Source organism: Pseudomonas sp. G5(2012), from assembly GCF_000408945.1.
Lineage (GTDB): Bacteria > Pseudomonadota > Gammaproteobacteria > Pseudomonadales > Pseudomonadaceae > Aquipseudomonas > Aquipseudomonas umsongensis.
The window spans coordinates 24,695-37,634 of sequence record NZ_APIO01000092.1 but is presented as its reverse complement, the minus strand read 5'-3'; the positions used below and the strand labels follow the sequence as shown (position 1 = coordinate 37,634).

At 54.7% G+C, this 12,940-nt stretch carries 24 protein-coding genes; all 24 read left to right on the top strand.

The window, feature by feature from the left end; all coding sequences use genetic code 11:
• Position 1: 1 nt before the first annotated feature.
• The 24 genes from rplV (at position 2) to bfr (ending at position 12,926) form a co-directional block, all read left to right on the top strand.
• Positions 2 to 334 (top strand): 50S ribosomal protein L22, encoded by a 333-nt coding sequence (gene rplV, locus PG5_RS24715; protein ID WP_003103908.1) that lies wholly within the window; start codon positions 2 to 4, stop codon positions 332 to 334.
• 13 nt (positions 335 to 347) lie between these two features.
• Entirely contained in the window at positions 348 to 1,034 is a 687-nt protein-coding gene (rpsC, locus tag PG5_RS24710) for a 30S ribosomal protein S3 (protein WP_008065719.1), read from the top strand.
• Between the two features lie 12 nt (positions 1,035 to 1,046).
• Positions 1,047 to 1,460, top strand: coding sequence for a 50S ribosomal protein L16 (rplP, locus tag PG5_RS24705; RefSeq protein WP_003228729.1), 414 nt, complete (start codon positions 1,047 to 1,049; stop codon positions 1,458 to 1,460).
• Entirely contained in the window at positions 1,460 to 1,651 is a 192-nt protein-coding gene (gene rpmC / locus PG5_RS24700; protein ID WP_002555481.1) for a 50S ribosomal protein L29, read from the top strand. Before rplP ends, rpmC begins: the two co-directional genes overlap by 1 nt.
• 2 nt (positions 1,652 to 1,653) lie before the next feature.
• Entirely contained in the window at positions 1,654 to 1,920 is a 267-nt protein-coding gene (gene rpsQ / locus PG5_RS24695; RefSeq protein WP_003176419.1) for a 30S ribosomal protein S17, read from the top strand.
• 23 nt (positions 1,921 to 1,943) lie between these two features.
• Positions 1,944 to 2,312 carry a 50S ribosomal protein L14 gene (gene rplN, locus PG5_RS24690; RefSeq protein WP_002555479.1) on the top strand — a complete coding sequence of 123 codons (369 nt, stop codon included), beginning with the start codon at positions 1,944 to 1,946 and terminating at the stop codon, positions 2,310 to 2,312.
• 11 nt (positions 2,313 to 2,323) lie between these two features.
• Positions 2,324 to 2,638: a 50S ribosomal protein L24 gene (gene rplX / locus PG5_RS24685; RefSeq protein ID WP_003186046.1), complete on the top strand. Its 315-nt coding sequence runs from the start codon at positions 2,324 to 2,326 to the stop codon at positions 2,636 to 2,638.
• Positions 2,639 to 2,658: 20 nt separating this feature from the next.
• Entirely contained in the window at positions 2,659 to 3,198 is a 540-nt protein-coding gene (gene rplE / locus PG5_RS24680; RefSeq protein WP_003210069.1) for a 50S ribosomal protein L5, read from the top strand.
• Positions 3,199 to 3,211: 13 nt separating this feature from the next.
• The gene (gene rpsN, locus PG5_RS24675) at positions 3,212 to 3,517 is read left to right on the top strand and encodes a 30S ribosomal protein S14 (protein ID WP_003176414.1); all 306 of its coding nucleotides are present in this window, start codon (positions 3,212 to 3,214) and stop codon (positions 3,515 to 3,517) included.
• Positions 3,518 to 3,726: 209 nt separating this feature from the next.
• The gene (gene rpsH / locus PG5_RS24670) at positions 3,727 to 4,119 is read left to right on the top strand and encodes a 30S ribosomal protein S8 (RefSeq protein ID WP_008065722.1); all 393 of its coding nucleotides are present in this window, start codon (positions 3,727 to 3,729) and stop codon (positions 4,117 to 4,119) included.
• Positions 4,120 to 4,131: 12 nt separating this feature from the next.
• Positions 4,132 to 4,665, top strand: a complete 534-nt coding sequence (rplF, locus tag PG5_RS24665; RefSeq protein WP_003176412.1) for a 50S ribosomal protein L6 — start codon at positions 4,132 to 4,134, stop codon at positions 4,663 to 4,665.
• A 10-nt stretch (positions 4,666 to 4,675) separates the two neighbouring features.
• Positions 4,676 to 5,026, top strand: coding sequence for a 50S ribosomal protein L18 (gene rplR / locus PG5_RS24660; RefSeq protein ID WP_003186037.1), 351 nt, complete (start codon positions 4,676 to 4,678; stop codon positions 5,024 to 5,026).
• A 3-nt stretch (positions 5,027 to 5,029) separates the two neighbouring features.
• Complete coding sequence (rpsE, locus tag PG5_RS24655; RefSeq protein ID WP_003186035.1) at positions 5,030 to 5,530, top strand: 30S ribosomal protein S5; 501 nt, start codon at positions 5,030 to 5,032, stop codon at positions 5,528 to 5,530.
• 2 nt (positions 5,531 to 5,532) lie between these two features.
• Entirely contained in the window at positions 5,533 to 5,709 is a 177-nt protein-coding gene (rpmD, locus tag PG5_RS24650; protein WP_003176408.1) for a 50S ribosomal protein L30, read from the top strand.
• 3 nt (positions 5,710 to 5,712) lie between these two features.
• Entirely contained in the window at positions 5,713 to 6,150 is a 438-nt protein-coding gene (rplO, locus tag PG5_RS24645; RefSeq protein ID WP_003228720.1) for a 50S ribosomal protein L15, read from the top strand.
• Positions 6,151 to 7,479 carry a preprotein translocase subunit SecY gene (secY, locus tag PG5_RS24640; RefSeq protein WP_008065724.1) on the top strand — a complete coding sequence of 443 codons (1,329 nt, stop codon included), beginning with the start codon at positions 6,151 to 6,153 and terminating at the stop codon, positions 7,477 to 7,479.
• 24 nt (positions 7,480 to 7,503) lie between these two features.
• The gene (gene rpmJ / locus PG5_RS34300) at positions 7,504 to 7,620 is read left to right on the top strand and encodes a 50S ribosomal protein L36 (RefSeq protein ID WP_002555468.1); all 117 of its coding nucleotides are present in this window, start codon (positions 7,504 to 7,506) and stop codon (positions 7,618 to 7,620) included.
• Positions 7,621 to 7,750: 130 nt separating this feature from the next.
• Complete coding sequence (gene rpsM / locus PG5_RS24635; protein WP_009045849.1) at positions 7,751 to 8,107, top strand: 30S ribosomal protein S13; 357 nt, start codon at positions 7,751 to 7,753, stop codon at positions 8,105 to 8,107.
• Positions 8,108 to 8,137: 30 nt separating this feature from the next.
• Positions 8,138 to 8,527: a 30S ribosomal protein S11 gene (rpsK, locus tag PG5_RS24630; RefSeq protein WP_002555466.1), complete on the top strand. Its 390-nt coding sequence runs from the start codon at positions 8,138 to 8,140 to the stop codon at positions 8,525 to 8,527.
• 18 nt (positions 8,528 to 8,545) lie between these two features.
• Complete coding sequence (rpsD, locus tag PG5_RS24625; RefSeq protein WP_003176404.1) at positions 8,546 to 9,166, top strand: 30S ribosomal protein S4; 621 nt, start codon at positions 8,546 to 8,548, stop codon at positions 9,164 to 9,166.
• 22 nt (positions 9,167 to 9,188) lie between these two features.
• Positions 9,189 to 10,190: a DNA-directed RNA polymerase subunit alpha gene (gene rpoA, locus PG5_RS24620; protein WP_007970428.1), complete on the top strand. Its 1,002-nt coding sequence runs from the start codon at positions 9,189 to 9,191 to the stop codon at positions 10,188 to 10,190.
• A gap of 42 nt (positions 10,191 to 10,232) precedes the next feature.
• Positions 10,233 to 10,619 (top strand): 50S ribosomal protein L17, encoded by a 387-nt coding sequence (rplQ, locus tag PG5_RS24615; protein ID WP_007970429.1) that lies wholly within the window; start codon positions 10,233 to 10,235, stop codon positions 10,617 to 10,619.
• Between the two features lie 238 nt (positions 10,620 to 10,857).
• Positions 10,858 to 12,312 (top strand): catalase, encoded by a 1,455-nt coding sequence (locus PG5_RS24610; protein WP_020799828.1) that lies wholly within the window; start codon positions 10,858 to 10,860, stop codon positions 12,310 to 12,312.
• A gap of 149 nt (positions 12,313 to 12,461) precedes the next feature.
• Positions 12,462 to 12,926, top strand: a complete 465-nt coding sequence (bfr, locus tag PG5_RS24605; RefSeq protein ID WP_008053867.1) for a bacterioferritin — start codon at positions 12,462 to 12,464, stop codon at positions 12,924 to 12,926.
• Positions 12,927 to 12,940 lie beyond the last annotated feature (14 nt).

Genomic DNA, 12,940 nt, shown 5'->3' with positions numbered 1-12,940 from the left:
AATGGAAGTAGCCGCTAAGTTGTCGGGCGCTCGAATCTCCGCCCAGAAAGCCCGCTTGGTCGCCGACCAGATCCGCGGGAAGAAGGTGGGCGAAGCGCTCAACCTGTTGGCTTTCAGCAGTAAGAAAGCCGCCGAGATCATGAAGAAAGTGCTGGAGTCGGCCGTAGCCAACGCCGAGCATAACGAAGGCGCAGACGTTGATGACCTGAAGGTCAGCACCGTTTTCGTCAACGAAGGGCGTTCGCTGAAGCGCATCATGCCACGTGCCAAAGGCCGTGCTGATCGCATCGTCAAGCGGTCTTGCCATATCACTGTCAAGGTTGCTGACAAGTAACGGAGTCGAAGAGATGGGTCAGAAAGTACATCCCATTGGCATTCGCCTGGGAATCGTCAAGGAGCACACCTCCGTCTGGTACGCAGACGGTCGGACTTATGCGGACTATTTGCTCGCAGATCTGAAGGTGCGTGAGTATCTCCAAGACAAACTAAAAAGCGCGTCCGTAAGCCGTATCGATATCCATCGTCCGGCTCAAACTGCACGCATCACCATCCACACCGCTCGTCCAGGTATCGTTATCGGGAAGAAAGGTGAAGATGTTGAGAAACTGCGTCAGGACCTGACCAAGCAAATGGGTGTGCCTGTGCACATCAATATCGAAGAGATCCGCAAGCCGGAGCTCGACGGTATGCTGGTTGCGCAGAGCGTAGCTCAGCAGCTGGAGCGTCGCGTAATGTTCCGTCGCGCTATGAAGCGCGCTGTACAGAACGCCATGCGCATTGGTGCCAAAGGCATCAAAATCCAAGTGAGCGGTCGTCTCGGCGGTGCTGAAATCGCACGTACTGAATGGTATCGCGAAGGTCGTGTGCCATTGCACACCCTGCGTGCCGACATCGACTATGCCAACTACGAAGCTCACACCACCTACGGTGTGATCGGTGTAAAGGTTTGGATCTTCAAAGGCGAAGTAATTGGTGGTCGCCAAGAAGAACTGAAACCACAAGCACCAGCGCCTCGTAAAAAAGCTGCTAAGTAAGGGGTACGCCAAATGTTGCAACCAAAGCGTACGAAGTTCCGCAAGCAAATGACTGGTCACAACCGTGGCCTGGCATTGCGCGGTAGCAAAGTCAGCTTCGGCGAGTTCGCGCTGAAGTCTGTAGCTCGTGGTCGTCTCACCGCTCGTCAGATCGAGTCAGCGCGTCGTGCTCTGACCCGTCACGTAAAACGTGGTGGCAAGATCTGGATCCGTGTATTCCCGGACAAGCCGATCTCCAAAAAACCTCTCGAGGTTCGGATGGGTAAAGGTAAGGGTAACGTGGAATACTGGGTTGCCCAGATTCAGCCAGGCAAAGTCCTGTATGAAATCGAGGGTGTTTCTGAAGAGCTGGCGCGTGAGGCTTTCGCCCTGGCTGCTGCAAAGCTGCCGCTCGCCACCTCCTTTGTTAAACGGACGGTGATGTGATGAAAGCGAATGAACTTCGTGAAAAATCCGCACAGCAGCTGAACGAGCAACTGCTCGGCTTGCTGCGCGACCAGTTCAATCTGCGTATGCAGAAAGCAACTGGCCAGTTGGGGCAGTCTCATCTGCTCTCGCAAGTTAAGCGTGACATCGCTCGCGTGAAGACTGTGCTCAACCAGCAGGCAGGTAAGTAATCATGGCTGAAGCCGAAAAAACTGTCCGTACGCTGACTGGCCGTGTTGTCAGCGACAAGATGGACAAAACCATCACCGTTCTGATCGAGCGTCGCGTTAAGCACCCGATCTACGGTAAATACGTTAAGCGTTCGACTAAGCTGCACGCGCACGACGAAACCAATCAGTGCCACATCGGCGACAAAGTCACTATTCGTGAAACTCGTCCTTTGGCCAAGACCAAGTCTTGGGCGCTGGTTGATGTTCTCGAACGCGCTGTGGAAGTCTAAGGACTAGGGGTCGGAGAAATTATATGATTCAGACTCAATCCATGCTCGATGTGGCCGATAACAGCGGCGCTCGCCGTGTTATGTGCATCAAGGTGCTGGGTGGCTCCCATCGTCGTTACGCTGGTATCGGTGACATCATCAAAGTTACCGTGAAGGAAGCAATTCCTCGCGGTAAAGTGAAAAAAGGCCAAGTGATGACTGCTGTTGTAGTCCGCACTCGTCACGGCGTACGTCGTGCTGATGGCTCCATTATCCGCTTTGATGGCAACGCTGCTGTTCTTCTGAACAACAAGCAAGAGCCGATCGGCACCCGTATCTTTGGGCCAGTGACCCGTGAACTTCGTACTGAGAAGTTCATGAAGATCGTCTCGCTCGCCCCAGAAGTGCTGTAAGGAGATCCGACATGCAAAAGATTCGTCGTGACGACGAGATCATCGTGATCGCCGGCAAAGACAAAGGTAAGCGCGGTAAGGTGCTGAAGGTTCTTGCTGACAACCGTCTGGTTGTTGGTGGTCTGAACCTGGTCAAGCGTCATACCAAGCCTAACCCGATGTCGGGCGTACAAGGCGGTATCGTCGAGAAAGAAGCGCCACTGCACGCTTCTAACGTCGCCATCTTCAACGGCGAAACCAACAAGGCTGACCGCGTTGGTTTCAAAGTAGAAGACGGTAAGAAAATTCGTGTCTTCAAGTCGACCCAAAAAGCGGTTGATGCTTGAACACTGCTAGGTAGAAGACCATGGCACGACTAAAAGAGATTTACCGGAAGGAAATCGCTCCGAAACTTAAGGAAGAACTTAAGCTTTCGAACGTGATGGAAGTTCCGCGCGTTACCAAAATCACCCTGAACATGGGTCTGGGCGAAGCGATCGGCGACAAAAAAGTCATCGAGCACGCTGTAGCTGACCTGGAAAAGATCACCGGCCAGAAAGTCGTTGTGACCTACGCTCGCAAATCCATCGCTGGCTTTAAAGTCCGTGAAGGTTGGCCGATCGGCGTCAAAGTGACCCTGCGCCGTGAGCGTATGTACGAGTTCCTGGATCGTCTGCTGTCGATCTCCCTGCCTCGGGTTCGCGACTTCCGCGGCCTGAATGCCAAGTCCTTCGATGGTCGTGGCAACTACAGCATGGGCGTGAAAGAGCAGATCATCTTCCCGGAAATCGACTACGACAAGATCGATGCTCTCCGCGGTCTGGACATCACCCTGACCACCACTGCCAAGAACGATGATGAAGGCCGCGCTCTGCTGCGTGCGTTCAAATTCCCGTTCCGCAACTGATTGGAGTAGGACCATGGCCAAGATGAGCATGAAAAACCGCGAGCTGAAGCGTCAGCTCACGGTTGCCAAGTACGCCAAGAAGCGTGCAGCACTGAAAGCTATCATCGTTGATCTGAACGCAAGTCCAGAAGCGCGTTGGGAAGCTACAGTTGCCCTGCAGAAGCAGCCACGTGACGCAAGCGCCTCGCGCATGCGTAACCGCTGCCGCCTGACCGGTCGTCCACACGGCGTTTACCGCAAGTTCGGCCTCGGCCGTAACAAACTGCGTGAAGCGGCAATGCGTGGTGACGTACCAGGTCTGGTTAAAGCCAGCTGGTAAGTACTGTCAAAGTCTCGGTGCAAGGGTTCGCAAGAACCTGACCACCGGTGGCCTTGAATCTGGATCAAGCCCCTTTTGGGGCTTGATTCATTTCTGGGGTGTGTCTAGAATACCCGGCTCGCCTGAGCCCGTGTTTTTTATACCCGGAGATTCTCGGCGACACGTAGTAGCCGTAAGGCTAATTTTTCTGTATTAGGAGCGTCTAGCCCATGAGTATGCAGGACCCGTTAGCGGACATGCTAACTCGAATCCGTAATGCCCAGATGGCTGAAAAGTCCGTCGTAAGCATGCCATCTTCCACGTTGAAGGTAGCTGTTGCCAAAGTCCTGAAGGACGAAGGTTACATCGCGGGTTATCAGATCAGCAGCGAAACAAAACCACTGCTGTCTATCGAGCTGAAATACTTCGAAGGCCGTCCGGTTATCGAAGAAGTGAAGCGCGTTAGCCGTCCAGGCCTGCGTCAGTACAAGTCCGTCGATGATCTGCCAAAAGTTCGTGGCGGTCTCGGTGTGTCTATCGTCTCCACCAACAAGGGTGTGATGACTGATCGTGCTGCGCGCGCTGCCGGTGTCGGCGGCGAAGTTCTTTGCACTGTGTTCTAAGGGGGGATAAGCATGTCTCGCGTCGCTAAGAACCCCGTTAAGCTGCCAGCCGGCGTCGAAGTAAAATTCGCAGGCCAACAGCTTTCGGTGAAGGGTGCCAAGGGCACTCTCGAACTGAACATCCATTCGTCCGTTGAGATCGTTGAAGAAGCTGGTGAGCTGCGTTTCGCTGCTCGCAATGGCGATCAACAAACTCGCGCAATGGCTGGTACCACTCGTGCGTTGGTAAACAACATGGTCCAAGGCGTAAGCCAAGGCTTCGAGCGCAAGCTCCAGCTGGTCGGTGTTGGTTACAAAGCGCAAGCAAAAGGCACAGTGCTGAACCTGGCTCTTGGCTTCTCGCACCCAGTGGATTATGAACTGCCGGAAGGCATCACCGCTGAGACTCCTAGCCAGACCGATATCCTGATCAAGGGCATCGATAAGCAGCTGGTAGGTCAAGTGGCCGCCGAGATCCGCGACTTCCGTCCACCAGAGCCGTACAAAGGCAAAGGTGTGCGCTACGCGGACGAAGTCGTCCGTCGTAAAGAAGCCAAGAAGAAGTAGGGCATAGCAAATGACCGACAAAAAAGTTACTCGACTGCGTCGCGCTCGCAAAGCACGCCTGAAAATGCACGAACTCGAAGTCGTGCGTCTCTGCGTGTTCCGCTCGTCGCAGCACATCTACGCCCAGGTCATTTCGGCCGACGGCAACAAAGTCCTGGCAAGCGCCTCGACTTTGGATAAAGAACTGCGTGATGGCGCCACTGGCAACATCGACGCGGCCACTAAGGTTGGCCAGCTGGTCGCTACGCGTGCTAAGGCCGCTGGCGTCTCGCAGGTGGCTTTCGACCGCTCTGGCTTCAAGTACCACGGCCGCGTTAAAGCGCTGGCTGATGCTGCTCGTGAAGCTGGGCTGGAGTTCTAAGTTATGTCAAATAACGACCAAAAGCGCGACGAAGGCTACATCGAGAAGCTGGTTCAAGTTAACCGCGTAGCCAAAACCGTTAAAGGCGGCCGTATCTTCACTTTCACCGCGTTGACCGTGGTAGGTGATGGTAAAGGGCGTGTTGGCTTCGGCCGTGGCAAGTCGCGTGAAGTGCCTGCTGCGATCCAGAAGGCAATGGAAGCTGCTCGCCGCAACATGATCCAGGTTGATCTGAACGGCACCACCCTGCAGTACGCAATGAAGTCCGCCCACGGCGCTTCGAAGGTGTACATGCAGCCTGCTTCTGAAGGTACCGGTATCATCGCTGGCGGCGCAATGCGTGCCGTTCTCGAAGTTGCTGGCGTTCAGAACGTTCTGGCCAAGTGCTATGGCTCGACTAACCCGGTCAACGTGGTTCACGCCACTTTCAAGGGTTTGAAAGCAATGCAGTCTCCTGAATCCATTGCCGCCAAGCGTGGCAAAAGCGTCAAGGAGATCTTCTGATCATGGCTACCGTTAAAGTTACGCTGATCAAAAGCATGACCGGCCGCATCCCTAACCACAAATTGTGCGTTAAGGGTCTGGGTCTGCGTCGCATCGGTCACACTGTAGAAGTCCAGGATACTCCCGAGAATCGCGGGATGATCAACAAGGCTTACTACATGCTGCGTGTCGAGGGTTAATCGATGAAACTCAATGATCTGAGTCCAGCGCCGGGTTCCCGTCGCGAAAAGCATCGTCCGGGCCGTGGTATCGGTAGTGGTTTGGGTAAGACTGGTGGCCGTGGTCACAAAGGTCAGACTTCCCGCTCCGGTGGCACCATTGCTCCAGGCTTTGAAGGCGGTCAACAGCCGCTGCATCGTCGCCTGCCGAAGTTCGGTTTCGTTTCCCTGAAGGCCATGGACCGCGCAGAAGTGCGTCTGTCCGAGCTGGCTAAAGTGGAAGGCGACATCGTCACCGTGCAGTCCCTGAAAGATGCCAACGTGATCAACGTCAACGTACAGCGTGTGAAAATCATGCTGTCCGGTGAAGTGACTCGCGCTGTCACTATCGGCAAGGGAATCGGCGCCACCAAAGGTGCGCGTGCGGCTATCGAAGCAGCTGGCGGCAAGTTCGAGGAATAAATGGCTAAGCAAGGTGCTCTCTCTGCGCTCGGCAAAGGCGGTATGTCTGAACTTTGGGCTCGTCTGCGTTTTCTGTTCCTGGCGATTATCGTCTACCGAATAGGCGCACACATCCCGGTTCCAGGTATCAACCCGGACCGACTCGCGGACCTGTTTCGACAGAATGAGGGGACCATTCTTAGCTTGTTCAACATGTTTTCCGGCGGCGCGCTGGAGCGGATGAGCATTTTTGCACTGGGGATCATGCCGTACATCTCGGCATCGATCATCATGCAACTGATGACCGCCGTCAGCCCGCAGCTGGAGCAGTTGAAGAAGGAAGGTGAAGCTGGCCGTCGCAAGATCAGCCAGTACACCCGCTACCTCACCGTCGTTCTTGCTCTTGTCCAGGCCATTGGCATGTCCATTGGTCTGGCAGGGCAGGGCGTTTCGTTCACTGGTGACTTTAGCTTCCATTTCGTCGCAGTAACCACTTTTGTGGCTGGTGCGATGTTCATGATGTGGCTGGGTGAGCAGATTACTGAGCGTGGTGTTGGCAACGGTATCTCGATGTTGATTTTTTCGGGTATCGTCGCCGGTCTTCCGAGAGCGATCGGGCAGTCTTTCGAGTCTGCGCGTCAGGGTGATATCAATATCTTCGCCCTGGTTGCCATCGGTTTGCTGGCAGTAGCGATTATCGGTTTCGTGGTGTTCATTGAGCGTGGTCAGCGTCGTATTGCTGTTCACTACGCCAAGCGTCAGCAGGGCCGCAAGGTCTTCGCTGCGCAGACCAGCCACTTGCCGCTGAAGGTGAACATGGCCGGTGTTATCCCGGCTATTTTCGCGAGCAGCATCTTGCTGTTCCCGGCTTCGTTGGGTGCCTGGTTCGGCCAGTCTGAAGGTATGGGCTGGTTGCAGGACATCTCGCAGTCGATCGCTCCTGGTCAGCCGTTGAATATTCTGCTGTTTAGTGCAGGGATTATTTTCTTCTGCTTCTTCTATACGGCGTTGATGTTCAATCCGAAAGACGTAGCGGAGAACCTGAAGAAGTCCGGTGCCTTTATTCCGGGTATCCGTCCAGGTGAGCAGTCTGCGCGCTACATTGATGGCGTTCTGACTCGTTTGACCCTGTTCGGTGCTCTTTACATGACGGCCGTCTGCCTGTTGCCCCAGTTCCTGGTGGTTGCAGCGAACGTACCGTTCTACCTTGGCGGGACCTCGTTGCTGATCGTCGTCGTGGTTGTGATGGACTTCATGTCCCAAGTACAATCGCACCTCGTTTCGCACCAGTACGAATCCCTGATGAAGAAAGCCAACCTGAAGGGTTACGGCAGCGGCATGCTGCGCTGACCCATAAGGTTCGAGGAGTTGGTGATGAAAGTTCGTGCATCGGTGAAAAAGCTGTGCCGTAACTGCAAGATTATTCGCCGCGAAGGTGTTGTTCGAGTAATTTGCAGCGCGGAACCGCGTCACAAACAGCGCCAAGGCTGAGTGTGATTGTGCTTCAAGCCCGGCAGCTAGTGCGCTGCCGGGTTGATTATTTGTTATTACAGCGATATTATCTCGCGCCCTATTTCTTGGCTTCCGGGGCGTAGGTAGCTGTCAATTGGAGTCCCACTGAATGGCCCGTATTGCAGGCGTTAACATTCCAGATAACAAGCATACTGTTATCTCGCTGACCTACATCTATGGTGTTGGTCGCACTACTGCACAGAAAATTTGTGCAGAGACTGGGGTAAACCCAGCCGCAAAGATCAAGGATCTGAGCGACGAGCAGATTGAACAGCTGCGTGGCGAAGTGGCGAAGTTCACCACTGAAGGTGACCTGCGTCGCGAAATCAACATGAAAATCAAGCGCTTGATGGACCTCGGTTGCTATCGCGGTCTGCGTCATCGTCGTGGTCTTCCAGTACGCGGTCAGCGTACCAAGACCAACGCGCGTACCCGTAAAGGTCCGCGTAAGCCGATCCGCAAGTAATCGCCCCAGCGAATCGACAGGAAAATTATCATGGCAAAACCTGCTGCTCGTCCTCGTAAAAAAGTTAAAAAGACAGTGGTTGATGGCATCGCCCACATCCATGCTTCTTTTAACAACACCATCGTGACCATTACCGACCGTCAAGGTAACGCTCTTTCCTGGGCTACCTCCGGTGGTTCGGGTTTCCGCGGTTCCCGCAAGTCCACCCCGTTCGCTGCTCAAGTAGCTGCTGAACGTGCTGGTCAAGCTGCGCTGGAATACGGCCTGAAAAACCTCGACGTAAATGTCAAAGGTCCAGGTCCAGGTCGTGAATCCGCAGTCCGCGCTTTGAACGGCTGTGGCTACAAGATCGCCAGCATCACCGACGTGACGCCTATCCCGCACAACGGGTGCCGTCCGCCGAAGAAGCGCCGCGTGTAATCCAGGAGATTGTAAAGAATGGCTCGTTACATTGGTCCAAAATGCAAACTCGCTCGTCGCGAAGGCACCGATCTCTTCCTGAAGAGCGGCGTGCGCGCGATCGAATCGAAGTGCAACATTGAAGCAGCACCTGGTATCCACGGCCAACGCCGCGGTCGCCAGTCCGATTACGGCACCCAACTGCGTGAAAAGCAGAAGGTCCGTCGTATCTACGGCGTTCTCGAGCGTCAATTCAGCGGCTACTACAAAGAAGCAGCTGGCAAGAAAGGTGCAACCGGTGAAAACCTGCTGCAACTGCTCGAATGCCGTCTGGACAACGTTGTATACCGTATGGGCTTTGGTTCGACTCGTGCCGAATCCCGTCAGCTGGTATCGCACAAGTCGATCAGCGTAAACGGTCAAACCGTTAACGTTCCGTCCTACCAGGTTCGTGCTGGTGACGTGGTTGCTGTTCGCGAGAAAGCAAAAAACCAACTTCGCATTGTCCAAGCTCTCGATCTGTGTGCCCAACGTGGCCGCGTAGAATGGGTAGAAGTAGACACTGAGAAGAAGTCGGGCGTTTTCAAGAACGTTCCAGCTCGCAGTGATCTGTCCGCCGACATCAACGAAAGCCTGATTGTCGAGCTCTACTCCAAGTAAGGGCTAGAAAATAGGTGCATCCATGCAGATTTCGGTAAATGAGTTCCTGACACCCCGCCACATTGATGTGCAGGTTGTCAGTCCAACCCGCGCCAAGATCACGCTCGAGCCTCTCGAGCGTGGCTTTGGCCACACCCTGGGCAACGCGCTGCGCCGCATCCTGTTGTCCTCAATGCCCGGCTGTGCAGTAGTCGAGGCCGAGATTGACGGTGTGCTCCACGAGTACAGCGCCATCGAAGGTGTACAGGAAGACGTAATTGAAATCCTGTTGAACCTTAAAGGTCTGGCTATCAAGCTGCACGGCCGTGACGAAGTTACGCTGACCTTGTCGAAGAAGGGTTCGGGGGTGGTTACCGCTGCCGATATTCAGCTGGATCATGATGTCGAGATCGTTAATCCCGATCACGTAATCGCTAACCTGGCGTCTAACGGCGCCCTGAACATGAAGCTCGTAGTAGCTCGTGGTCGTGGTTATGAACCGGCAGACTCGCGTCAGAGCGATGAAGACGAAAGCCGCAGCATCGGTCGCTTGCAGCTTGACTCTTCGTTCAGCCCGGTTCGCCGTATCGCATACGTGGTGGAAAACGCCCGTGTCGAGCAGCGTACTAACCTGGACAAGCTGGTTATTGATCTGGAAACCAACGGTACCCTGGATCCTGAAGAGGCTATCCGCCGTGCTGCAACCATTCTGCAACAGCAGTTGGCTGCGTTCGTCGACCTCAAGGGTGACAGTGAGCCAGTGGTTGTCGAGCAGGAAGACGAGATCGATCCGATCCTGCTTCGCCCGGTTGACGATCTGGAACTGACTGTACGTTCGGCTAACTGCCTTAAGGCGGAAAACATCTACTACATCGGCGACCTGATTCAGCGTACCGAAGTAGAGCTGTTGAAGACTCCGAACCTGGGCAAGAAATCCTTGACTGAAATCAAGGACGTTCTGGCCTCCCGCGGTCTGTCCCTCGGCATGCGCCTCGACAACTGGCCGCCTGCAAGTCTTAAGAAGGACGACAAGGCGACTGCCTGATCGTCGTAATCACCGAACGTAGTGTTTGGTAAGGAATGAACCATGCGTCATCGTAAAAGTGGTCGTCACCTGAGCCGCACCAGCTCGCACCGCAAGGCCATGTTCCAAAACATGGCGGTGTCGCTGTTCGAGCACGAGCTGATCAAAACTACTCTGCCAAAAGCTAAAGAACTGCGCCGCGTTGCCGAGCCGCTGATCACTTTGGCCAAGACAGATAGCGTTGCTAACCGCCGTTTGGCTTTCGACCGTACCCGTTCGAAAGCTATCGTTGGTAAGCTCTTCAACGACCTGGGCAAGCGTTACGCTACCCGTGAGGGTGGCTACCTGCGCATCCTCAAGTGCGGTTTCCGCGCTGGCGACAACGCGCCTATGGCGTACGTCGAGTTGGTTGATCGTGCTACTGCTGGCGAAGCTGTATCCGCCGAGTAAGACGTCAGTCTGAAACAAAAAACCGGGCCTAGTGCCCGGTTTTTTGTGCCTGAAAGTAAAGCGCGCTGCGTACAAGCTTTTAACCGCTTCAAGTGGTCATCATGGGTCGGGGATGATCATTAGTAATTTTCTATCGATGCCTACAGGTTAATGAATTTGTAGGTGTCAGATTGATGATCAATACTCCCTCTCAGCCGATTAGCCGGCAGTTCAAGACCGACAGAGGAAGGAAGATCACATGAGCCAAAACAACACGCTAACAACTGCCAGTGGCGCTCCTGTCGCCGACAACCAGAATTCCCGCTCCGCCGGCCCTCGCGGCCCATTGCTGCTCGACGACTTCCACCTGCTCGAGAAGCTTGCCCACTTCAACCGTGAAAATATCCCGGAGCGTCGTGTCCACGCGAAGGGGTCAGGTGCTTACGGTACGTTTACCGTCACCCGCGATATCACCCAATACACCAATGCCAAGCTATTTGAGGCTGTCGGTAAGCAAACGCCAACCTTCCTGCGATTCTCCACTGTCGGTGGTGAGCGCGGTTCGGCAGACACCGAACGTGATCCTCGTGGCTTCGCGCTGAAGTTCTATACCGAAGAAGGCAACTGGGACATTGTTGGCAACAACACGCCGGTATTCTTCATTCGCGACCCACTCAAGTTCCCGGACTTTATCCACACTCAAAAGCGCCTGCCACAAAGCAACCTCAAAAGTGCACAGGCGATGTGGGACTTCTGGTCGCACTCACCGGAAGCGTTACACCAGGTCACCATTCTGTTCTCCGACCGGGGCATTCCCGACGGCTATCGTCACATGCACGGCTTCGGCAGCCACACTTACAGCCTGATCAACGCCACGGGCGAGCGTCATTGGGTGAAGTGGCACTACAAGACCCAACAAGGCATCAAGAATCTTGCACCTGCAGAGGCGGCGCGGCTGGCGGGTACCGATCCTGATTACGCCCAGCGCGACTTGTTCGAAGCGATCGAGCGAGGCGAGTTCCCAAAATGGCGCGTGTGCATCCAGATCATGACCGAGGCCCAGGCTTGCGCGCACTATGAGAATCCGTTCGACGTGACTAAAACCTGGTCGCAGAAGGAATTCCCGTTGATCGAAGTGGGTGAGTTGGAGCTCAATCGAAATCCACTGAACTACTTCGCCGAGGTCGAGCAAGCTGCGTTTGGCCCAAGTAACATGGTGCCCGGTGTAGGTCTGTCGCCAGATCGCATGCTGCAAGGTCGGGTATTCGCTTACGCTGATGCGCACCGCTACCGTATCGGTACCAATCACCAGCAATTGCCGGTGAATGCGCCGCGCAGTCCGGTGAACACCTATCAGCGCGATGGCTCGATGGCGTTTGGCAGCAATGGTGGTGCGGCGCCCAACTACGAGCCCAATAGCTATATCGAGTCGCCAAAGCAGGCGCCCCGTTATGCTGAACCTGCATTGGCATTAAGCGGCGCAGCTGATCGTTATGATCATCGCAAAGACACCGACTATTACAGTCACGCTGGCGCACTGTACCGATTGATGAATGACGAACAGAAAGCGTTGCTGGTCCACAACATTGCGGGCGCAATGGCGGGGGTCTCAAGCGACGTCGTCGACCGTCAACTGCAGCATTTCTTCAAGGCCGATCCGGCGTATGGAGAAGCAATTGCAACGCTGCTCAACGTACAGCTTAACGAAGTCTAAATGAGAAGCAGAACCGCCCTTATTAGGGCGGTTTTTGCGTTATTTAAGCTGCTTTTCTCAGAATATCTTCGCTTTTATTGCGTGCGGCGAGTGACGTTGTGGTCATGTTGGTTCAAACTACAGACTTTCAAGCAGGGAGATGTAGGGCGATGCAAGGCCACCCAGACGTTATCGATTACCTCAACACGTTGCTGACCGGCGAACTGGCCGCGCGTGATCAATATTTCGTCCACTCGCGGATGTATGAGGACTGGGGTTTCACCAAGCTCTACGAACGAATCAACCACGAGATGGAAGAAGAAGCAGGGCACGCTGATGCACTGATGCGCCGGATTCTGATGCTCGAAGGCACGCCGCGCATGCGTCCGGACGATCTGGATGTCGGCACCACGGTTACTGAAATGCTCGAAGCGGACTTGCGCCTGGAATACAAGGTTCGGGCCGCGCTGTGCAAGGGCATCAAGCTCTGCGAACAGCACAAGGACTATGTCAGCCGCGAAATGCTGCGGGTCCAACTGCATGACACCGAAGAAGATCACACCTATTGGCTTGAAAAGCAGCTTGGCCTGATCAAGTTGATCGGTCTCGAGAATTACCTGCAATCCCACACCTGATTGCGGCGAATACA